General features: G+C 70.8%; 18 protein-coding genes. 13 read left to right on the top strand and 5 right to left on the bottom strand.

Going from position 1 to position 21,645, the window contains the following annotated elements:
* The first annotated feature begins 42 nt into the window (after positions 1–42).
* Positions 43–666, top strand: a complete 624-nt coding sequence (locus OG912_RS33860) for a hypothetical protein (protein WP_327712631.1) — start codon at positions 43–45, stop codon at positions 664–666.
* Positions 667–794: 128 nt separating this feature from the next.
* Here OG912_RS33860 and katG read toward each other — a convergent pair whose 3' ends face one another.
* Complete coding sequence (katG, locus tag OG912_RS33855; protein WP_327712629.1) at positions 795–3,026, bottom strand: catalase/peroxidase HPI; 2,232 nt, start codon at positions 3,024–3,026, stop codon at positions 795–797.
* 238 nt (positions 3,027–3,264) lie between these two features.
* Here katG and OG912_RS33850 point away from each other — a divergent pair, with 238 nt between their 5' ends.
* The 3 genes from OG912_RS33850 to OG912_RS33840 are packed head-to-tail and all read left to right on the top strand — an operon-like array spanning position 3,265 to position 7,382.
* Positions 3,265–3,714 (top strand): Fur family transcriptional regulator, encoded by a 450-nt coding sequence (locus OG912_RS33850; protein WP_327712628.1) that lies wholly within the window; start codon positions 3,265–3,267, stop codon positions 3,712–3,714.
* Positions 3,715–3,750: 36 nt separating this feature from the next.
* Positions 3,751–5,805 (top strand): DUF4139 domain-containing protein, encoded by a 2,055-nt coding sequence (locus tag OG912_RS33845; protein ID WP_327712626.1) that lies wholly within the window; start codon positions 3,751–3,753, stop codon positions 5,803–5,805.
* Between the two features lie 8 nt (positions 5,806–5,813).
* Positions 5,814–7,382, top strand: coding sequence for a mucoidy inhibitor MuiA family protein (locus tag OG912_RS33840; RefSeq protein WP_327712625.1), 1,569 nt, complete (start codon positions 5,814–5,816; stop codon positions 7,380–7,382).
* A gap of 48 nt (positions 7,383–7,430) precedes the next feature.
* Here OG912_RS33840 and OG912_RS33835 read toward each other — a convergent pair whose 3' ends face one another.
* Complete coding sequence (locus OG912_RS33835; RefSeq protein WP_327713607.1) at positions 7,431–7,817, bottom strand: VOC family protein; 387 nt, start codon at positions 7,815–7,817, stop codon at positions 7,431–7,433.
* Between the two features lie 198 nt (positions 7,818–8,015).
* Here OG912_RS33835 and OG912_RS33830 point away from each other — a divergent pair, with 198 nt between their 5' ends.
* The gene (locus OG912_RS33830; protein WP_327712624.1) at positions 8,016–9,233 is read left to right on the top strand and encodes a cysteine desulfurase-like protein; all 1,218 of its coding nucleotides are present in this window, start codon (positions 8,016–8,018) and stop codon (positions 9,231–9,233) included.
* Positions 9,234–9,299: 66 nt separating this feature from the next.
* On the opposite strand, the gene OG912_RS33825 is transcribed toward OG912_RS33830, so the two are convergent.
* Positions 9,300–10,751 carry an RICIN domain-containing protein gene (locus OG912_RS33825; protein ID WP_327712623.1) on the bottom strand — a complete coding sequence of 484 codons (1,452 nt, stop codon included), beginning with the start codon at positions 10,749–10,751 and terminating at the stop codon, positions 9,300–9,302.
* 44 nt (positions 10,752–10,795) lie between these two features.
* On the bottom strand, positions 10,796–12,277 hold the full coding sequence (locus OG912_RS33820; RefSeq protein WP_327712622.1) for a pectinesterase family protein: 1,482 nt from the start codon (positions 12,275–12,277) through the stop codon (positions 10,796–10,798).
* Between the two features lie 381 nt (positions 12,278–12,658).
* Here OG912_RS33820 and OG912_RS33815 point away from each other — a divergent pair, with 381 nt between their 5' ends.
* The 4 genes from OG912_RS33815 to OG912_RS33800 all read left to right on the top strand — a co-directional run bounded on the left by OG912_RS33815 (position 12,659) and on the right by OG912_RS33800 (position 17,716).
* Positions 12,659–14,788 carry a sigma-70 family RNA polymerase sigma factor gene (locus OG912_RS33815; protein ID WP_327712621.1) on the top strand — a complete coding sequence of 710 codons (2,130 nt, stop codon included), beginning with the start codon at positions 12,659–12,661 and terminating at the stop codon, positions 14,786–14,788.
* A gap of 223 nt (positions 14,789–15,011) precedes the next feature.
* Positions 15,012–16,859, top strand: a complete 1,848-nt coding sequence (locus tag OG912_RS33810) for a WD40 repeat domain-containing serine/threonine protein kinase (RefSeq protein ID WP_327712620.1) — start codon at positions 15,012–15,014, stop codon at positions 16,857–16,859.
* Between the two features lie 108 nt (positions 16,860–16,967).
* Positions 16,968–17,282 carry a hypothetical protein gene (locus tag OG912_RS33805; protein ID WP_327712618.1) on the top strand — a complete coding sequence of 105 codons (315 nt, stop codon included), beginning with the start codon at positions 16,968–16,970 and terminating at the stop codon, positions 17,280–17,282.
* Entirely contained in the window at positions 17,279–17,716 is a 438-nt protein-coding gene (locus OG912_RS33800; RefSeq protein ID WP_327712617.1) for a tail fiber domain-containing protein, read from the top strand. The genes OG912_RS33805 and OG912_RS33800 overlap by 4 nt, the downstream gene beginning before the upstream one ends.
* Before the next feature lie 54 nt (positions 17,717–17,770).
* On the opposite strand, the gene OG912_RS33795 is transcribed toward OG912_RS33800, so the two are convergent.
* Positions 17,771–18,358: a hypothetical protein gene (locus OG912_RS33795; protein WP_327712616.1), complete on the bottom strand. Its 588-nt coding sequence runs from the start codon at positions 18,356–18,358 to the stop codon at positions 17,771–17,773.
* Between the two features lie 255 nt (positions 18,359–18,613).
* Between OG912_RS33795 and OG912_RS33790 the strand changes: the two genes are divergently transcribed.
* Genes OG912_RS33790 through OG912_RS33775 form a run of 4 tightly spaced genes read left to right on the top strand, consistent with a single transcriptional unit; the run spans position 18,614 to position 21,588 of the window.
* Positions 18,614–18,796 (top strand): hypothetical protein, encoded by a 183-nt coding sequence (locus tag OG912_RS33790; RefSeq protein ID WP_327712614.1) that lies wholly within the window; start codon positions 18,614–18,616, stop codon positions 18,794–18,796.
* 34 nt (positions 18,797–18,830) lie between these two features.
* Positions 18,831–19,646: a molybdate ABC transporter substrate-binding protein gene (gene modA / locus OG912_RS33785; RefSeq protein WP_327713606.1), complete on the top strand. Its 816-nt coding sequence runs from the start codon at positions 18,831–18,833 to the stop codon at positions 19,644–19,646.
* Positions 19,643–20,503 carry a molybdate ABC transporter permease subunit gene (gene modB, locus OG912_RS33780; protein ID WP_327712613.1) on the top strand — a complete coding sequence of 287 codons (861 nt, stop codon included), beginning with the start codon at positions 19,643–19,645 and terminating at the stop codon, positions 20,501–20,503. Before modA ends, modB begins: the two co-directional genes overlap by 4 nt.
* A complete protein-coding gene (locus OG912_RS33775) occupies positions 20,500–21,588 on the top strand; it encodes an ABC transporter ATP-binding protein (protein ID WP_327712612.1) in 1,089 nt (362 codons plus the stop codon). Before modB ends, OG912_RS33775 begins: the two co-directional genes overlap by 4 nt.
* Positions 21,589–21,645: the final 57 nt, after the last annotated feature.

Here is a 21,645-nt window from a genome sequence, read left to right as displayed (position 1 = left end):
AGGTTCGGAGCTCTTCCCAGGGAAGAGAAGATCAAGATACTCGTGGCCGTCATCGGCGGGGTGGCAGCCTTCGCGGCGGCGGTCACTGCCGCTGTCGTGACCGGACTGTTCCAGCCTGACGGCTCGAACAAGGCGAGTCCCGGGCCGGCTGCGGCGTCACCATCGGCGCAGGTACCGACGACGCCGACTCCTTCGCCCGCGGGAGCCACTTCGGCTCCGCCGTCCGAGGCGTCCGTCTCGCCGGTTGCCGAGTCTCCGCTGCCCGCGTACGCGATCAAGGCAGATCGGGTCGCCATCAGCCTGCCCAAGCCGGACACGTACGCTCCGGGCAAGTTGGACATCGACAGGATCAGAGCCAGTCGTGGCGGAAAGGATGGCGCGGAACTCGTATACGACTCCACCTGGGGTCAGTTGAAGGCGGACAACGACGCCTTCGTCGGGAAATCATCTGCCCAGCGCCCGAGCAGCGCGGAAGAATGCATTCAGGATGCCGAGCGCAGCGCGATCGGCGAACTCGATCATTCCGACCTGAAGCCCGGTGACGCATTCTGCATTGTGTCCGACGACGAGAACGTGGCGTGGATTCGGTACGTCGGCAAGGGAAGCGGATCTCTGCCACCGCTCAACTTCGAGCTGACGGTTTGGCAGATGTCCCAGGCGCAATGACCCTCGGCGCGCAGCCTGCACCGCCGGACGGTTCCCCCCTCCTGCCATCCGGGCGGGCACCCGCCCGGCTCGGGTAGCCCGGTGGCGGTCCCGGGCCGGCCCGCGTGGGGCCGGCCCGGATGTCACGCTCAGACCAGGTCGAACCGGTCCAGGTTCATCACCTTGTCCCACGCGGCGACGAAGTCCTTGACGAACTTCTCCTTCGCGTCGTCGCTCGCGTAGACCTCCGCGACCGCGCGCAGCTCGGAGTTCGAGCCGAAGACGAGGTCGGCGCGGCTGCCGGTCCACTTGACCTGGCCGGTGGCGGCGTCGCGGCCCTCGAAGGTGCTCGCGTCGTCGGACGTGGCCTTCCACGTCGTGCCCAGGTCGAGCAGGTTGACGAAGAAGTCGTTGGTCAGTGCCCCGGGCGTCTCGGTGAGGACACCGAGTGACGACTGCTGGTAGTTGGCGCCCAGGACGCGCAGACCGCCGACGAGGACCGTCAGTTCGGGGGCACTGAGGGTCAGCAGGTTCGCCCGGTCGAGCAGCAGGTACTCGGCGGGGAGCCGGTTGCCCTTGCCGAGGTAGTTGCGGAATCCGTCGGCGGACGGTTCCAGTTCCACGAACGACTCCACGTCCGTCTGCTCCTGCGACGCGTCGACGCGGCCCGGGGTGAAGGGGACCTCGACGGCGAAGCCGGCGTCCCCGGCGGCCTTCTCGACGGCCGCGGCACCCGCGATCACGATGAGGTCGGCGAGGGAGACCTGCTTGCCGCCCGACTGGGCGGAGTTGAAGGACTCCTGGATCCCCTGGAGGGTGCGCAGCACCGTCGCCAGCCGGTCCGGGTCGTTGACCTCCCAGCCGTTCTGCGGTTCGAGGCGGATGCGTGCGCCGTTGGCGCCGCCCCGCTTGTCACTGCCACGGAAGGACGAGGCGGACGCCCACGCGGTGGAGACGAGTTCGGACCCTGACAGGTCCGAGGCGAGGACCTGCGCCTTGAGGGAGGCGATGTCCGCCGCGTCGACCAGCTCGTGCGTCCGGGCGGGAAGCGGGTCCTGCCACACCAGGGTCTCCGCCGGGACTTCCGGACCGAGGTAACGGACGACCGGACCCATGTCACGGTGCGTCAGCTTGAACCATGCGCGGGCGAAGGCGTCGGCGAACTGGTCGGGGTTCTGGTGGAAGCGCCGCGAGATCTCCTCGTAGGCGGGGTCGAGCCGGAGCGAGAGGTCCGTCGTCAGCATCGTCGGCGCGTGGGTCTTCGACGGGTCGTGCGCGTCGGGGACCGTACCCGCGCCTGCGCCGTCCTTCGGCCGCCACTGGTGGGCGCCCGCGGGGCTCTTGAACAGCTCCCACTCGTAGCCGAAGAGGATGTCGAAGAAGCTGTTGTCCCAGGTGGTCGGGGTGTCGGTCCAGATGCCTTCGAGACCACTGGTGATGGTGTCGGCGCCCTTGCCGGTGCCGTACGTGCTCTTCCAGCCGAGGCCCTGCTGTTCGATCGGGGCGGCCTCGGGGTCGGGGCCGACGTTGTCCGCCGGGCCCGCACCGTGCGTCTTGCCGAAGGTGTGTCCGCCCGCGATCAGGGCGACCGTCTCCTCGTCATTCATCGCCATGCGGCGGAACGTCTCCCGGATGTCGCGGGCCGCGGCGATCGGGTCCGGGGTGCCGTTGGGGCCCTCGGGATTGACGTAGATGAGGCCCATCTGCACGGCGCCGAGGGGGTTCTCCAGCTCCCGGTCACCGGTGTAGCGCTCGTCGCCCAGCCAGGTGGTCTCGGGGCCCCAGTAGACGTCCTCGTCGGGCTCCCACACATCCGCCCGGCCGCCGCCGAAGCCGAAGGTCTCCAGGCCCATCGTCTCCAGGGCGACGTTGCCGGTGAGGACGATGAGGTCGGCCCACGAGAGGTTCTTGCCGTACTTCTTCTTGACCGGCCACAGCAGTCGGCGGGCCTTGTCGAGGCTCGCGTTGTCCGGCCAGCTGTTGAGCGGGGCGAAGCGCTGCTGACCGGCTCCGGCGCCGCCGCGCCCGTCACTGATCCGGTAGGTGCCGGCGCTGTGCCAGGCCATCCGGACCATGAACGGGCCGTAGTTGCCGAAGTCGGCGGGCCACCAGTCCTGCGACGTCGTCAGCACCTCGGCGATGTCCCGCTTCACCGTCGGGAGGTCGAGGCTCTTGAACGCCTCGGCGTAGTCGAACTCCTCACCGAGTGGATTGGCCACGGCGGGGTTCTTGGCGAGGATCTTCAGGTTGAGCCGCTCCGGCCACCACTGGCGGTTGCCGCCGCCCTGGGTCGGGTGCGGCGCGCGACCGTGCGCGACCGGGCAGCCGCCGGTCTCCTCTGCCTTCGGGTCGGTGACGATCGCGTCGTGGTTCTCAGTCATGGAAATCCTTCCGGACGGGGCGGATCGCGGTGCTGAGGAACTTCGGACGGTGGAAGAGCCGGGCCGGGATGCCGGGGCCGGCGGCCCCGTCTCCTGACGTACGTACTTTTCCGCGCTGCTGTCCTGTCCCTTGGCTGTTGGCCGGAACCGATCCTACGATGGACATAGTCCAAGTCAATACGAACGACAGGCGTGTACGGATCCATTCGTCGGACAACGCACAGTTAGGCTGGTGGGCATGAGTGACCTGCTGCAACGGCTTCGCGCACGTGGCTGGCGGATGACCGCTCAGCGCAGGGTGGTTGCCGAGGTGCTCGCCGGCGAACACGTCCATTTCACCGCGGACGAAGTGCTCGCACGCGCCACCTCCCGGCTGCCGGAGATATCCCGCGCCACCGTGTACAACACCCTCGGCGAGCTCGTCGCGCTGGGCGAGGTGACCGAGGTGGCCACCGACGGCCGCGCCAAGCGCTACGACCCGAACGCCCACCACCCCCACCAGCACCTGGTGTGCTCCGGCTGCGGCATCATCCGGGACGTCCATCCCGCCGGCGATCTCCTGGCGGAACTGCCGGAGTCCGAACGGTTCGGCTTCACCGTCTCCGCGGCGGAGGTGACCTACCGGGGCCTGTGCCCGGGCTGCGGCCCCTCCTCGGTGACGCCGACGAGCAGTCGGCCCCGGGCGTAGGATTCGCTGACCATGGACGCGGCGGGGGCGGAGCGCATGACGGCTGAAGCAGCACAGAGGTGGGGATCGACCCTCGATTCCGTCGTGGTGTACGCACAGGGCGCGCTCTGCCGCCGCCTGGCCCGGGGCGGCGTGCCGTCCGACGGCCGGGTGCGGGTGACGGGGCTGCCCCGGTCGCTGGACCCGGGCTCGTTGCGGGTCCAGGTCGTGGGCGCCCCAGGGGTGCGGGTCACCGAGGCCCGGGTGGAAGTCGAGGCCGAGTTGCCGGGCGCGGACGCGCCGGACACGTTGCGGCGCGCATACGAGCGGCTGAGCGACGCGTACGCCGCGGCGCGGGCACGCCGGGACCGACAGCTGAGCGTGATCGAGGAGGTCAGGGCTCTTCACCCGGTCCCGCCTGCCCGCAAACGCGAGGACCCGCACCGCCGCACCCCGGTCGACGCATGGCTGGGGCTCGCCGACTTCGTCGACGAGCGGCTGACGGGGCTGCACGACCGCCTCGCCGAGCTGGAGGAGGCGCTGCGCACCGCCGAGCACGAGCTCACGGTCGCCACGGACAGGTTCGAGCGCGGCTCCACCGACGCGCCGTCAGCGCACGTGGAGACCACGGTCTGCGCACTCCTGACGCTCGACGGTGCCGGTGCCGCGGGCGGCGCCGAGGTGGAACTGGAGCTGGAATACGGGGTACCCGGCGCTGTCTGGGTGCCTGCGTACCGCCTCGCTCACCGTCAGGGAGACGGCAGCGGCCGGCTGGTGCTGCGTGCTTCGGTCGCTCAGCGGACGGGCGAGGACTGGACCGGCGTACGTATCGCCCTGGCCACCGCCGACCTTCGGCGCCGCACCGACCTGCCGAGGCTCCGCTCGGTCCGGATCGGCCGCAGTCAGCCCGCCCCCGCGCCCTCCGGCTGGCGCGAACCCCCGGCGGGACTCGTCGACCTGTTCAGCGGATACGACGCGGCGGGCCCCGCCCCGGAGAGGACCACCGGACCCGTGGCTGTCGGGGCCGGCGCCGCACCCGTGGGCGCAGCGGGCGGATCCGCGTACCGTCCCGGTCCGCCGCCTCCCCCGCCGATGCCGGCGGCGCCGGGCGGCGCTCCGCCGGCGGCCTACGGCAGCGGGATGCCTGCCCTCGCGCAGCCGGCAACAGGCCTGCCCCGCAACAGGACGCGATCCGGCGGCAGCCCCGTCGCAGACGCCCCCGCGCCCCCGGCTCCCGGAATGGCCGCGCCGCCCCCTCCGGCCCCGGTGGCCGGCCCGCCGCAGCCGAGCGGCGCCGAGCTCGACTACGCCGCCCTCACGCTGTGCGGCCCGGAAGAGCAGGGTGGTCGCAGAGGCCGACTGTTCCCCGGATCCTCCTTCGACCCGGTGGCGGCCGAGTACCGCCGCCGCGCCGAGTCGGTGGCCTCGCTGCCCTTGCCCGGACAGGCCGTGCGGCCCCGCGAGTCGGCGGGATCCTTCGACCACCGTTTCGATGCCACCGCGCGCGCCGACATTCCGTCGGACGGCACCTGGCACACCGTCACCGTCGGCGAGATCCCGGTCGGACTGCGCACCGAGTACCTCTGCGTTCCGTCCGTGGAGCAGGTCGTGTACGCCACGCTGCTGCTCTCCAACGCCACCGACCAGGCGCTGCTGGCGGGCCCGGTGGAGGTCACCGTCGACGACGAGTTCCTGCTGACCACCGCGCTGCCCACGCTGGCCCCCGGCGGTGTCCGCCGGGTGGGGCTCGGGCCGGCCGAGGGCATCCGGGTGACACACCGTACGAGCGTGCACGAGTCGACCGCGGGTCTGCGCAACAACACCACCGTGCTCGACCACCGCGTCCACGTGGAGCTGGCCAACCGGCTCGCGAGGCCCGTCACCGTGGAGGTCCACGAGCGGGTGCCGGTCACCTCCGAACCGGACGTCAGGATCGAGGAACGGGCCGACTGGACCGCACCCGACGACGGCGCGGGCCCGGACCGGCACGCCCCGGGCACCCGGCTCTGGCGGCTGGATCTGCCCGCAGGCGCCACTGCCGCTCTCGACGGCGGCTACGAGATCCGCATCCCGACCGGCAAGGCCCTGGTCGGCGGCAACCGCAGGAGCTGACTCACCCCATGTCCACGGAACCGAAGCCGAACCCGGTCGCCCTTCCCGTCACCGCCGTCACCTGCCTGGAGGATCGCGCCCACGTCGAGCGCGCCGCCGTGCTCGACCTGGAGGCCGGGGTCCAGCGGCTGCGTCTGGGGCCGGTCAGTGCGCTGGCCGTCGACCGGACCCTCCATGCCGAGCTGGCCTCCGATCACCCCGCGACCGTGCTCGACGTGCGGATCGTCCGTAGCTGGACGCCGCGCGATCCGTCGTCCTCCACGGCCGACGACTCCGCTCTGCGCCGGCGCGTACACACCCTCGAAGATGAGCAACTGGCCCTGGGACAGCGACGCGACCGGCTCCACGCCCGCCTGGACCTGCTCGGCCGCCTCGCCGCCGATCTGCTGCGGGAGATCGGCGAAGGCGCCGGATCCGGGGAGTCGGAGCGGGAGCGCTGGGCCCACGAGCTGGACCGGGTCGACACCGAGCGCGACACGCACGGTGAGCAACTCCGCGCGTTGGAGGCCCGATTGACCTCTCTTACCGCCGAACTCACGGACGTCCGGCGAACACTGCATCTCTCGGAGGAGGAACCGGCCGAGCTGGTCGCTCATATCGAGCTGACCGTGGAGGCCGCGGTCGCCGGGCCCGTCGGGCTGCGCCTGAGCCACCTCACCCCGTGTGCGCTGTGGCGCCCCGCCTACCGGGCCGTGCTCGAAGGGGACTCGCTGACCCTGGAGACCGACGCGATGGTCTGGCAGCGCACCGGTGAGGACTGGTCCGGCGTACGGCTGACCTTGTCAACGGCCCGCTCGGCACTGGCCGCCGAGCCGCCACGGCTGGACGAGGACCGGCTGACGCTCAAGGACCGCTCCGCGGCGGAGCGCCGCACGGTCGACGTCGAACTGCGCGAGGAGGAGATCGGAGACCTCGGGCCGGCCTCGGTGCTCGGGCTGCCGGGGGTGGACGACGGCGGCGAGGCGCGGGTGCTGAAGTCCCCCACACCGGTCTCCGTACCCGGTGACGGCCGCGCCCACCGGGTGCGCCTCTCCGCGTTCACGGCGACCGCGCCCAGCGAGTACGCCTGCTCACCGGAGTTGTCTCCCCTGGTCACCCAGGTGGTGCGGTTCGACAACCTGTCCGGCCACGCGCTGCTCGCCGGACCTGTGGACCTGGTCCGCGGCAACGGATTCAGCGGCCGCGGCACCCTGGACTTCACCGCCCCCGGCGCCCCTGCCGAACTGGCCTTCGGCAGCCGCGACGACTACCGGGTGGTCCGCCGCGCGACGGAGTCCCGCGACGTGGCCGCCCTCACCCAGCGGACCGTGGTCACTCGCACGGTCCGGCTGCACCTGTCCCGGTTCTCCGCCCCCGGCGAGCACGGCGACCGGGTGGTCGCGCTTCGGGAGCGCGTCCCCGTCTCCGAAGTCGCGGCAGTGAACATACGCGTACACAAGGAATCCTGCTCCCCGCCACCCGACGTGATCGACGCCGAGGGCATCGCCCGCTGGGACGTCGCCCTTCCGCCCGGCGGCCGGCGCACGGTGACCCTGGTCTACGAGCTGTCGGCGAGCGCCAAGGTCACCGGGCTCTGAGGCCGGCAGGCCGCTGCACACCGGCGCAGCGGCCTGCCCTCGGCCACCTCAGGACGGGGGCATCGCCGCCCGCTCGGCTTCACTGCGGAGCACGCAGAACTCATTGCCCTCAGGGTCCGCCAGGACCGCCCAGCCGGCGCCGTCGGGTTCCCGGCGATCAGTGACAAGGGTGGCGCCGATACCCAGCAGCCGCGCAACCTCCTCCTCGCGAGAACTCGTCGGACGCAGGCACAGGTGCACCCTGTTCTTGATCGTCTTCGGCTCCGGTACCTGGTTGAAGTGCAGCAGCGGACCCACCGGCAGCATCACCTCGGTCTCCACCGCACCCGGTTCGTCCTCCGGATGCAGTGGGCATCCCACCACCTCGCTCCAGAACCGAGCCAGGGCGTAGGCATCCGCACAATCGATCGCAATGTTCTGCACTACCGAGATCATGGAGATGAGCCTGCCCCAGGCAACGCCGGCCGCACCACCGGATCGCGCCGATTCCTCCGTCAACGAAACGGGCGACACCGCAGTCGGCGCCCCGGCCGCGTGCCCTGTACACGCACAGGGCAGGATCGCCTTCGGGAGCCGCAGCCGCCGCCCCCGGGCCGTCCAGGTCCAGCCTCGCTCATGCCCAGGAGAACGCGCATGCCCCTCGACGTTCCAGCGCTCCGCGCGCAGATTCCGGCCCTGACTGCCGGGTCGGCCCGTTTCGACGCGCCCGGTGGCACCCAGACTCCGCAACCGGTGATCGACGCGATCGTGGACGCCCTGTCCCGCCCGCTCGCCGTACGGGGCACGCAGAACGAGGGCGAGCGGAACGCGGAGGCGATCGTGACCGGGGCGCGGTCGGCGCTCGCGGACCTGGTGGGCGCGGAGCCTCGTGGCATCGTGTTCGGACGCAGTTCCACCCAGCTCACGTACGACCTGGCGCGGACCCTGGCCAAGGGCTGGGGGCCGGGGGACGAGGTAGTGGTCAGCCGTCTCGACCACGACGCCAACATCCGCCCCTGGGTGCAGGCGGCGGAGGCCGTCGGCGCGACGGTCCGGTGGGTCGACTTCGAGCCGGACAGCGGGGAGCTGCTGCCCGCCAGGTTCGCCGAGGTGCTGTCCGCGCGGACCCGCCTGGTCGCTGTCACCGGGGCGTCCAACCTCATCGGCACCCGTCCCGACCTCCCGGCGATCGCGGAGATCGTCCACCGGGCAGGCGCCCTTCTGCACGTGGATGCCGTGCACCTGGCGGCCCACGCCTCCGTCCGGCTGGACGCGCTCGGCGCCGACTTCCTCGTCTGCTCCCCGTACAAGTTCCTCGGCCCGCACATGGGCGTACTGGCGAGCCGCCCCGAACTGCTGGAGACCCTGCGGCCCGACAAGCTGCTGCCGTCGACCGACGCGGTCCCGGAGCGACTGGAGCTGGGCACCCTGCCGTACGAGTTCCTGGCCGCGGCCCGGGCCGCGGTGGACTTCCTCGCCTCGCTCGCTGCGGGCGTCGACGGCACCCGCCGGGAGCGGCTGGCCGCGGCCTTCGAGGAGATCGAGGCCCACGAGGACGCCCTGCGGCTCCGTATCGAGAAGGGTCTGTCCGCTCTCGACGGCGTCGTCGTGCACTCGCGCGCGGCCGTACGCACCCCCACGCTGCTGGTCACCTTCCCGGGACGGTCGGCGGCGGACGCCTCTCGGTTCCTGGCGGAGCACGGTGTCGACGCGCCCGCGGGCTCGTTCTACGCCCTGGAGGCCTCGCGTCATCTGGGGCTCGGCGACGCGGGAGGGCTGAGGATCGGCCTGGCCCCGTACAGCAGCGATGAGGACACCGACCGGCTGCTGGAGGGTCTGGCGGCCTTCCTGGCGCAGACCCCGCGCGGCTGACCCCGGCCCCACACCCGCCCGCCTTCCGCGGACGCGGGAGACGGGCGGGCAGGGTGCCGGTGGGGCTCAGCCGCCGATGGAGGCTTGCGGTCCGGCGTACTGCTTGAGCAGGGTGGGGACGTCCTTCGCCGGGTCGAGGGCGTAGGAGTAGTAGCTGCCCGGGTCGAACGTCGTGCCGTTGGTCACCTGCTTCCCCGTGCAGCCGACCATGATGCTGCCCGACTGCGTCAGGGACGCCGCCGAGGTGTCGACGTTGAACGGGTTGGCGACGTTCTCGAAGTAGCTGTTCTGCACCACGGTCTTCGAGGCACCACGGGACAGGTTCCCGTAGGAGGTGACGTTCTGGAGGTAGTTGTTGTAGAGGTGGGCGAGCGCCACGTTGTCGATGCTCGGGTTGCGCTGGTTGGTGTCGTGGATCCAGTTGTGGTGAATGGTCATCCGGGCCGTGACGTTGTCCGTCCAGCCGATGCCGAGCGCCTTGTTCTCCGAGCCCATGACGTTCCAGGAGATGGTGAGGTAGCTGGTGTCCTTCCGGCTGTCGATGAGACCGTCGTTCATCCGCTCGATCCGGTTGTGGTCGATCCAGATGTGGTCGGCGGTGTCCATCTGGATGCCGTCGTAGTCGTAGACCTTGTCGTCCGGGTCGTCGTCGGTCATCTGCGCGTCGCGGATGGTGAGATTCCGGATGATCACGTTGTGGACGCCGGTGCCCAGGAAGAAGCCGCCGTGCACGATCTCGCCCTTCGTGCCGACGCCGACGATCGTCTTGTCGGACGTCACCGGAATCTCGTGCCCGTACGGGCTGGCCGTGACGGCCGCTGCGACCTTGATGACGTACGGGGCGGAGGCGGTGGAGTACTTGACCAGGTCGGCGTAGGTGGTCACGGTGACGGTGCTCCCGGCCGCCCCGCCCGTGGTCCCGCCGCCAGTCGAGGCGAACCCGTCCGCCTTGTCGGACCAGACCCTGCCGCTCCCGGCCGGCTTGAAGGCCCATTGCTTGTTGCTGTTGGCGGTGCAGGTCTCCTGGATGATCGCGGTGCCGTTGGTGGTCGAGGCGCCCTGGTCACTGATGCACAGACCGCTGTTCACGTTGACGATCTGATACGTGCCCGACCCGCTCGCGGTCAGCGTCCACATCTGATTGGTCTGCCCCGCACAGCTGTACTGCTGAAGCCGGGCACCGCTCGCCGTGGAATAGTCCGGCACGTCCACACACTTACCACTGTGCACGTTGACGAGCCGGTACGAACCCGAGCCCGCCGAGGCGAGAGTGAACTGCTGCCACGGCGAATCGGCCGTACAACCCCACTGCTGAAGCAACGCACCGTTCGCCGTCGAAGCAGCCGGTACGTCAATGCACTTACCGCTCTTCGTCACCGCCAGCTGATACACCCCGCCCGCAGCCGGCAGCTCGGCAGCAGCAGCCGGAGACACCGCACCACCGGCCAGCAGACCCCACACCCCCAGCACGAACGCCACCACCACCGCACCCAAACGGGTCGTTCTGCTTCCTGCCATGTTCTGCTCCTTCTTCTCGGCCGTCGGGAACGACGAAGTCGGTGTCATCGGACGGGGTTCCAGCCGTCGGTGCCCGCCAGGTACTTCTGCGGGGTGTACGAGGCCGCCTGCGCGTCGGCGAGCTGCGGGCGGTTGCCGTTGACGGTGGCCCCGGCGCCGGTGTTGCGGTACTCGCGGAACCTGGCGTTCTGCCAGGTGCTCGTGGACATGTTCGTCCACGGCTGGCCGGTGGCTACGGCCGCGGACAGGGTGCACTCGCGGTAGAGGACCTGGGCGTCCTGACGCCACGGCCGGCCCAGCTGGGTCGTGCCCGCGACGGCCCCGGTGACCGACGACTTGTAGAAGAGGAAGCCGTAGGCGCGCTCGGCCGGGGTGCTGGCCGCGGTGATCGGGCCGCCGGTGGTCCGCTTCTCGTGGATCCGGCTGTTGTGGAACACGGCGATCCCGCCGCCGTAGATGAAGTCCACCGTGCCTTCCACGTACGAATTCCATACATAGACGCGGGCGTTGTTGTTCACCAGGAAGGTGTCCTGGTCACCGAGGAGGCGTACGTCGTCCAGGACCGCGCGGTCGGCGTCGAGATACAGCGCGAGGGCCTGGTCGCCGGTGTCCGAACTGTTCTCGTCGAAGTCGTTGGACATGGTGAGGTTGGTCGCGGCGAAGTCGTGGCCGAGTGCCACAACGGTGGCGCTGCCCGCCGTGCCGTAGTCCCCCGCGTTGCGGTTGCCGACGAGCAGGACGTCGTCGGGGGAATCGCCGGAGCCCTGGAGGGTGATGAAGGGCTTGTCGGCCGGAATCTTCACGGGTTGGCGGTAGATGCCCGGCTTGATGGTGATGACCACGCGGCTCGCGTTGCCCGTGCCCACGGCGTCCACCGCCGCCTGCACCGTGGTGTACGTGCCCGTGCCGTCGGCGGCGACCGTGTCGCGGGTGCCGGAGACGGGCTTGAAGGCCCATTGCTTGTTGCTGTTGGCGGTGCAGGTCTCCTGGATGATCGCGGTGCCGTTGGTGGTCGAGGCGCCCTGGTCACTGATGCACAGACCGCTGTTCACGTTGACGATCTGATACGTGCCCGACCCGCTCGCGGTCAGCGTCCACATCTGATTGGTCTGCCCCGCACAGCTGTACTGCTGAAGCCGGGCACCGCTCGCCGTGGAGAAGTCCGGCACGTCCACACACTTACCACTGTGCACATTGACGAGCCGGTACGAACCCGAGCCCGCCGAGGCGAGAGTGAACTGCTGCCACGGCGAATCGGCCGTACAACCCCACTGCTGAAGCAACGCACCGTTCGCCGTCGAAGCAGCCGGTACGTCAATGCACTTACCGCTCTTCGTCACCGCCAGCTGGTACACCCCGCCCGCAGCCGGCAGCTCGGCAGCAGCAGCCGGAAACACCGCACCACCGGCCAACAGGCCCCACACCCCCAGCACGAACGCCACCACCACTGCACCCAAACGGGTCGCGGTTCTCCGGTGCCGGTGCCCCTCCCCGGGGCCGGGCCGGTTCTCCGGTTCACGCCACATCTGATGCTCCTTCGGACAGCGGGTGCGGCACGCGGGCGGCTTCGCCCGGCGCCGGCCGCGGCGGGAAGGGCCGCGGTGTCCTGGTAGATGCGTGGGCCGGAAGGGGATAACAGAAATCTCCGAGAAATCTTCTGGAAAGAGCGGACCGATTGGGAGACAGGGCGGCCGGGACACCTCCGGCGGTCCAGCGACCCGGCTGCCACCCGGGTCGCCGCAGCCTCGCTCCACATCGGGCCGACCGGGCGCTGACGAGGGGAAGTTCATGCCTCCGGTGAACGGTGCCGGCACCACGCAACCGGATCTTTACAGTCCCCCGACGCTGTGCCACGATGCGGGCGCTCGGCATGATCGATCGGATGAATGACCGGTAGGGCGGAAACCATGGCAGAGCGCCGTTCCGATGCCGCGGAGGACGTCACCTCCCTGGCGAACGCCGCGCGGAGCGGTGATCCGGAGGCAGTGGAACGACTCGTCGCCCTGCACCTGGACCTGCTCTACGGCATCATCGGCCGGGCGCTCGACGGGCATGCCGACGTCGACGATCTCGTCCAGGAGACGATGCTGCGGATCGTCCGGGGTCTGCCGAAGCTCCGCGAGCCGGAACGGTTCCGCTCCTGGGCCGTGACCATCGCGTACCGCGAGATCCAGCAGCACCAGCGGCGCGGAGCGAGTGCGGCACCGTCCCGCCGGGATGTCGAGAGCGTGGCCGATCCGCTTCCCGACTTCGCCGAGCGCACGGTCGCCGAGCTGGCACTGACCGGCCAGCGACGGCACCTGTCCCATGCCACCCGCTGGCTGGAACCCGACGACCGCCGCCTTCTCGCCCTGTACTGGGAGGAGGCCGCGGGGCGCCTCACACGGTCCGAGGTCGCCGGGGCTCTCGGCCTCGACCGCAACCACACGGCCGTGCGGCTCCAGCGGATGAAGGAGCGGCTCGACGCCGCGCGCACCCTGGTCCACGCGCTCGCGGCCGCGCCTCGCTGCCCCCGGCTCAGGTCCGAGGCGCGGGAGTGGGACGGCACGAGCAGCCCGCTGTGGCGCAAGCGGCTCACCCGCCATGTGCGGACCTGCGAGGAGTGCGGCACCCACGCACGCGGCCTCGTCGCGCCGGAGAATCTGCTGCCCGGCATCGGGCTGGTCGCCGTGCCTGCTGTGCTCCTCGCGGCGCTCCGGCACACGACGGCGTCCGCCGGAGCCGCCGGATCCCTCGCCCCCACCCTCCTCGACCGAGTCCGCGAGGCTCTGCACCCCGTCGCCGCGAAGGCGGCTGCGGCAGCCGCGGCGGCCCTGGCGGCCGGGACGGTCGGCATCCTGCTGTGGCAGTCACCGACCTCTCCGCCCGACGCCGCTCCGGCGCCCCCGGCCACGACGCCCGCACAGCCCGGCGCGGGGACGCCGTCGGCCGGCAACGACGTCGTCGCCCAGGACCTCTATGTGGCTCCCGGCGGTTCGGACGCGGGCGACGGCAGCCTCGACCACCCGTTCGCCACCCTCGGTGAAGCGGTGTCCCGGGTACGGCCGGGCCGAACCATCTATCTGCGCGGCGGTACCTACCGGCCCACCACGCCGGTGAAGATCTCCACGCCGGGCACCGCGCGGCAGCGGATCACCCTCACCAACTACCCGGGCGAACGCCCGGTACTGGATGCCTCCGCTCTGCCCGCCCCGTCCTGGACGATCACCCAGACCGCGAGCTGGTGGACCGTGCGGGGGCTGGAGATCCGCGGCTCCGCCAGCCACGCGTACGTCTGCACCAGCTGCGCCCACACGGTGTTCGAGCGCCTGTCCCTGCACGACAACGCCGAATCCGGCCTCACGCTTCGAGGCAGCGGGACGGTGGCCAACTCCGTTCTCGACAGCGACTTCTACGCCAACCGGGGCACCGAGGACCACGGCCGCAGCGGGGTCGGACTGGCGATCAAGTTCGGCTCGGGCGGGGGCAACGTGGTGCGGGGCTGCCGTACGTACGACAACGCCAACGACGGCCTGGACCTCGGTGGCTTCACCAGTGCGGTGACGGTGGAGAGCAACTGGTCCTTCGGCAACGGCGTGAACCGGTGGCAGGACGCGGACTGGCAGGGCAACGGCAACGGGTTCACCCTCGGCGGCGGCGGCACCCGGGCCGCCGTCGCCCACGTCGTACGGAACAACGCCGCCTGGGACAACACCGGCCTCGGCTTCAACGACGAGGGGAATCCGGGCCGGATCGCGCTGACCCGTAACACGGCCTACCGCAATGGGGTCGACGGCTTCCACCTCCCCACGGCCGCCGCGCTCGCACACGCCAACGCGGCGGTGGCCAACGGGCGCGACGCGGCGCTCGGCGACGGCATCCGTTCAACGGGGAACACCTGGGACGGTGGCGTCGGGGGCACCGGGCTGTTCCTCTCAACCGACCCGGCCACCGTCAGGTCTGCCCGGCCGGCGGGTGGCGGTCTGCCACCGACGTCCTTCCTCCGCCCGCGCACTCCGGGCGACACGGCGCGCGGGGCAACGATGACCGTCTCCTGACCGCACCGGGCGCGAGAGCAGCACGCGGCATCGGACCGGCACTCCATCGTTTCCTGACCGATCCGCTTCCCCCTTCGCCGCCCCGCCCGCACGCTCGGCGTCATCCGATCCTCTCGACCTGCCGGATGTCACACGCTTGGATGGTCACCGGTCGAAAGGCCGGTGCCGCACGATGTCCGAGGTGCACGGAGCCTGCGAAACGGAGCCGATGGTGGAGTCTGGGATGGCGACGGCCGGGGTGACCCTTGCCGACCGGTACACGCTGCGCCGGCTGCTGGGCCGCGGTGGCATGGGCGAGGTGTGGCTGGGCCGGGACTCGGTGCTGGGACGCGAGGTCGCGGTCAAGGTGATGCCCGTCGCGCGGGACACCGTGTCGGAACGGCGCTTCCAGCGGGAGGCCGAAATCCTTGCCGGGCTGCACCACCCGGGGATCACGGTGGTGCACGACGCGGGCCGCCATGACACGTACCGCTTCATCGTCATGGAACTGCTGATCGGCCACGACCTGGCCCAGCTGCTTTGCGAGCACCCGGGGCACCTGTCGTTCAGCCGTGTGGTGGACCTGACGAGCCAGACGGTCGATGCCATGGCGGCGGCCCACCGGCACGGGGTGGTCCACCGCGACCTGAAGCCGGCCAACCTGTTCGTGCAGGCGGGCGACCGCGTGAAGGTCTGCGACTTCGGCATCGCCCGCGTCGCCGACACGTCCGAGACACTGACCTCGACGGGTCCGGTACTCGGTACGCCTGCGTACATGTCGCCCGAGCAGCACCAGGGGCGGACGGCGGACGCGCGCACCGATCTCTACTCCCTGGGCGTCGTGATGTTCGAGATGCTCACGGGCGTCCTCCCGTTCCCCGTCGACCAGCCCCTCTACGCGCTGATGCGCCAGCACGTGGAGGTCGCCCCGCCACGCCCCAGCGCCTTGCGCCCCGGTATCCCGCGCGAGTTGGAGAAGCTGGTCATGGGGCTGCTGGCCAAGGATCCCGTACGCCGGCCGGACACCCGGGAAGTGGCCGAGGAACTGGCGGAGTTGGCCACCCGGGACTCCCTGCCGACCGCGGAGGCCGGATCCGTGCGGGGTTCCCGGCACGACCGCGGCCGGCGGCCCCGGACACCTCGGACACCCACACTCGCGGCGAACCCGGCACGGGACGACGCCGCGAGCCCGGTGTTCGGGCTGCTTCGCACCCTGAAGAGCGCATCCGGCGGTTGTGTCGACGCATTGGCATTCAGCCCCGACGGGCGGGCCCTCGCCACCAGCCACAGCCACTCGGGCGTCCGTCTGGTGGACCCGAACACGGGCAAGGTGCTCCGTCGCCTTGCCGGCACCGAAGACCGCGTCCACTCCCTGGCGTTCACACCCGACGGCCGCACGCTTGCCACGGGGGGCGAAGGCCCGGTGGTACGTCTGTGGGACGGCCGCACAGACGCGCTCAGGGCCCAGCTCACCGGGCACACGGGAACCGTCACGGACGTGGTGTTCGCTCCGGACGGTCACACCCTCGCCGTCGGCAGCTACGCGGCGCTGCGCCTCTGGAACGCGGACACCGCGAAGCACATCACCGACCTGCCCGGGGCCACGGGCCCGGCAGCGTTCAGCACCGACGGCCGCCTCCTCGTGTCGGGCGGCACCGAAGGCTACGTGCGCCGCTGGAACTCGCGTTCCGGCAAGTCGCACAGGCCCAGGTCCCTCAAGCCGAACGGTCAGGTCCGTCTCCTCGCGTTCAGCCCGGACGGCCACAGCATCGCCGCCGTCTGCTCACCGCTCGCCTCCGAGGACAAGGGGCTGGTCAACGTACTGGACGCGCGCACCGGGCGGGGGCACCGCCGCCTCACCGGGCACACGGACGATGTGGCCGCGCTGGCTTACAGCCCGGACGGCAGGCTGCTCGTGTCCGGCGATCACGGGGGCACGGTCATCGTCCGGGACGCCCGCTCCGGCGCGCAGCTCCTGATCCTGCCCGAGCGGTCCGAGAGGGTCCGTGCGCTCGCTTTCAGCCCGGACGGCCGGACACTCGCCGTGGGCTGCTTCGACGGGAGCATCCGCCTCTGGGCGACCCGTAACTGAGCCGTCAGGACCGGTTCCTCGGGGCAGACCGTGCTACGTGTCCTTTCGATCACTACGCCGTTAGGGGTGTCGCGGACGCACTCGGCGTTCCGGCCGGAAGGATGCCTGATGCCCACGAAACGCGTTACCCGCCGCCTGCTGGTGCTGACAGCCACGGCGGCCACCGGTGTAGGTGCATTGAGCGTTCCGGCCATGGCGAGCACGAACATCCTGGCGGCCGGCAACTCCGCTCACGACACCACGATGGTCAACAAGGAACGTGAGGTCACGGCAGTTGGCGTGACGGCCTACAGCAGCGGGGTGGGCAGCGGTCTGGTCCAGCTGCCCGTGAGCAGCCCCGAGAACCGCGGTGGTGGGGGCAGCCTGCTCTTCTCGGATCGCGAACTGAAGACCGAGGTTACCGCGGTGGTCTGGGAGCGATGAGCTACCGGCGGTTGAGAGGGGCCCTGGCCAGGATCCGGACGTCCACGCCGGTCAGGACGCGCCTGCGGCAGGGTGCTTCCGCGGCCGGTCTGGCGTCCGATGCCGTGTCGGGTGCGGTGCGCGGCGGCGATCCGGTCAATGGTTACCAGGTGCTGGAGCAGGTGGTGCAGCTTCCGGTCAGCACATGGCGGTACCACTGGGACCCGCCGCACGTACGCCATCTGGGCCCCATGGCACAGGACTGGTGGCGGGCATTCGGGGTCGGTGAGAACGACCGGACAATCTGTTGCACCGATGCCAACGGGGTGGCCATCGTCGCCATCCAGGCACTGCACCGGGAGCTGGCCGAACTACGAAGCGAAGTCGCGGCCCTGAAGGCCCGCAGTTCCCCGGCACACCTCCCCGGCGGTCCTGGAGCCACCGACCCGGAATGAATGGCCGGCCCAGAACATGAACCGACCTACGTATCACGGGACATCCGCCCCCGATCAGGCCCCTGGCGATTCACCGGATCCGACGGTCAGGTCCGCACCCGCGTCCTCGGCCATGAACTCCAACACGAGCTCGGCCGGATTGGCATCCGCGGTCAGCCGGAACATCGCGTCCAGGTCGAACATGTCGTAGAGGATCACCGGAACCGGCCGCCCCAGCGCCTCCACGATCCGACCACTCCCGTGGAGGCGCCGAGCCACTCCGACGCACACCTCGTAGAACCATTCGACCAGCAACTCGTCTCGTCCGTACGGCTCTTCGTCGCCTTCGTACCAGAGCCCCCGGCGCTCCGCCTCCCGCCGGTGCGCCTCCGCACCTTCCGGATCACACCCGACGACCCGCACGCCTTCGAGCCCCGTCTCGGGGAAGTACGCATGACTCCAGCGCGCTTCCCAGGCGTCCGACGCCGTCCGCGCCGACTTCGCGGCATCGGCCTCGGTCGCGTAGCCGACCGATACGTACGGATACCGCGGATCCTGATCGGTACTGTCGATCCGGAACGTCACGGCGTAGATTCCGGCATCGGCCGGGAACTCTCCGACCACCTCACCGACAGCCCGTTCCAAGTGTTCCGCGAATGCCATACGCCCTCCTCGGTCAGGTCAAGGATGACAGGGCTGCGTCGACCCAGGCCGGACGGTGCCGGATCGCCGGGCCAGGTCGCCGCCGAGGGCGAGCTCCGGCACCCTGCCGGCGGTCGTACCGGCTACCGAGAGGGACTGACCCATGGGCTACCACCTCCCGGGTGACCGTACCCGGACCCACTCCCCGTACAAACGCACATACCAGCCATGACAATCATGATTCCGACTCATGCAAACCAACAGGAGACTTTTTCCTTGCACCTGCGGAAGTATCATCAGCACCTGCGCACCCGCCGGGCCGGTCCGGCGGGTGGCGCCGGCAACCGCGAGTCGGTTGAGGAACTGAAGCCGGAGCCCGGCGCTCCGGTGATTGCCGTGATCGAGTCGGCCAACGTGGTCGTCGAGAAGCCGTGCACGGTCCGCGAGGACCGCAGGTGATGTGTCCGTCAGGACAAGAGGGAGCAGACCCGTGATAACCCGTACCGCGCGCCGGACCCGCCGGACTCTTCGGATGGCCGGTGCAGGAACCGCCGCCCTGCTGGTGCTGAGCGCGTGTTCGTCGTCCGACGACACCTCGTCGGCGACGTCGGACTCCTCCGCGTCCGGCAAGCTGTCCGGGACGGTCACCGTGTTCGCCGCCGCCTCCCTCAAGGAGAGCTTCACGGCCCTGGGCAAGCAGTTCGAGAAGGCGCACCCCGGCACGAAGGTCGCCTTCAGCTTCGGCGGCAGCGACTCCCTCGCCGCGAGCATCACCGGCGGCGCCCCCGCCGATGTGTTCGCCTCGGCCAGTCCCAAGACGATGAAGATCGTCACCGACGCGGGGGGCGCCTCCGGCACACCCGCCACCTTCGTCCGCAACCAACTGGAGATCGCCACTCTGCCGGGCAACCCTGACAAGATCGCCTCTCTGAAGGACCTCACCAAGTCCGGCCTCAAGGTGGTCCTCTGCGACAAGGAGGTGCCCTGTGGCGCGGCCGCCCAGAAGGCCCTCGACGCCAGCAAGCTCAAGCTCACCCCCGTCTCCTACGAGCAGGACGTGAAGTCCGCCCTGACCAAGGTCGAGCTGAAGGAGGCCGACGCGGCCGTCGTGTACAAGACGGATGTCCACGCGGCGGGTGACAAGGTGGAGGGTGTGGACTTCCCCGAGTCGGCAGACGCCATCAATGACTACCCGATCGTCCAGCTCAAGGACACGGAGAACGCCGAGGCCGCCAAGGCGTTCATCGCCCTGGTGCAGTCCTCCGGGGGCCAGGAGATCCTGACCGGGGCCGGGTTCCTCAAGCCGTGACGAAGCTCGACAGGTCCGGCGCCGCGACCAGCCCCGTCCCGGGCGAGCCGCAGCGTCGGCGCGTCCGGACGGGCGGCAGCCGGGCCGTGCCGCTGCCGCTTCTGGTGCCCGCACTGCTCGGCCTGGCGTTCCTGATCGTGCCGCTGGTCGCCCTGCTCGTACGGGCTCCCTGGCGCAGCCTGCCCGAGCTGCTGACCAGCGCCGAGGTGTGGCAGGCGCTCCAGCTGTCGCTGATCTGCGCCACGGCCGCCACCGCGGTGAGTCTGGTCATCGGTGTGCCACTGGCCTGGCTGCTGGCCCGCGTCGAGTTCCCCGGCCGCGGCCTCGTACGGGCGCTCGTCACCCTGCCGCTCGTCCTTCCTCCCGTGGTCGGCGGTGTGGCACTGCTGATGGCGCTCGGCCGCAACGGCATCGTCGGGAAGTCCCTGGACGACTGGTTCGGGATCACCCTGCCGTTCACCACGGCGGGAGTCGTGATCGCAGAGGCGTTCGTCGCGATGCCGTTCCTCGTCATCAGCGTCGAGGGCACCCTGCGCGCCGCCGATCCTCGCTTCGAGGAGGCTGCCGCCACGCTGGGCGCCTCCCGCTTCACCGCGTTCCGCCGGGTCACACTGCCGATGATCGCGCCCGGCATCGCCGCGGGCGCCGTGCTGGCCTGGGCCCGCGCTCTGGGTGAATTCGGTGCGACGATCACGTTCGCCGGCAACTTCCCCGGCCGCACCCAGACCATGCCGCTGGCCGTGTACCTGGCGCTGCAGAGCGATCCGGAGGCGGCCATCGCCCTCAGCCTGGTCCTGCTCGCCGTGTCCGTCGCGGTGCTGGCCGGCCTGCGCGACCGTTGGATGACAGCAGGATGACCCAGACCCCCGATTCCACCCGCAGCGCCCGCTCCGGTGCATCCGAAGAGGGCCTCGATGCCCATCTCGTCGTCGAGCGCGGCGCCTTCCGTCTCGACGTGACGCTCAGCGCCGCGCCCGGCGAGGTCGTCGCGCTGCTCGGCCCCAACGGAGCCGGCAAGACCACGGCCCTGCGGGCCCTCGCCGGCCTGACACCGCTCACCGGTGGCCATCTGCGGCTGGACGGAGCGGCGTTGGACCGTACGCCGCCGGAATCCCGCCCGGTCGGCGTCGTCTTCCAGGACTATCTGCTCTTCCCACACCTCACCGCCCTGGACAACGTGGCCTTCGGACCGCGCTGCCACGGCGTGTCCAAACCGGCGGCCCGGGCCCAGGCCGCCGAGTGGCTCGACCGTCTGGGTCTCGCGGACCACGTCGGCGCCAAGCCACGCAGGCTGTCCGGCGGCCAGGCCCAGCGGGTCGCCCTGGCCCGCGCACTGGCCACCCGACCGCGCCTGCTGCTCCTGGACGAGCCCTTGGCGGCGCTGGACGCCCGCACCCGCCTGGAGGTCAGGTCGCAACTCCGGCGGCACCTGGCCGATTTCGAGGCCGTCGCCGTCCTGGTCACGCACGATCCACTGGACGCCATGGTGCTGGCCGACCGTCTGGTCGTGGTCGAGGACGGCCGGGTCGTCCAGGAAGGCGCACCGTCCCACATCGCCCGTCATCCCCGGACGGACTACATCGCCCAGCTGGTCGGCCTGAACCTCTACCGGGGCACAGCCGACGGACACACCGTCCGCCTCGACGTCGGCCCCGGCATCACCACCACGGAATCGCTGTCCGGCCCGGTCTTCGTGGCCTTCCCGCCGAACGCGGTCACCCTCCACCGCGACCGGCCCGCCGGCGCCAGCGCCCGCAACCTCTGGCACTGCGAGATCGCGGGCCTGGAGACCCACGGGGACCAGATCCGCGCCGACCTCACCGGAGAGCTCCCGCTCGCCGCCGACCTGACCACGGTCGCCGCCGCCGAGCTCGATCTGCACCCGGGCGCGGCAGTCTGGGCGACGGTGAAGGCGACACAGACCCACGCCTACCCGGTCTGAGGGCGCGCCGCAGCGGCGGGACGAGCCGGCGCCCTCACATGCCGACGCCGGGGCGTG

It is taken from the genome of Streptomyces sp. NBC_00464, assembly GCF_036013915.1.
Classification (GTDB): Bacteria; Actinomycetota; Actinomycetes; order Streptomycetales; family Streptomycetaceae; genus Streptomyces.
This window is presented reverse-complemented; position numbering and strand designations above follow the sequence as displayed.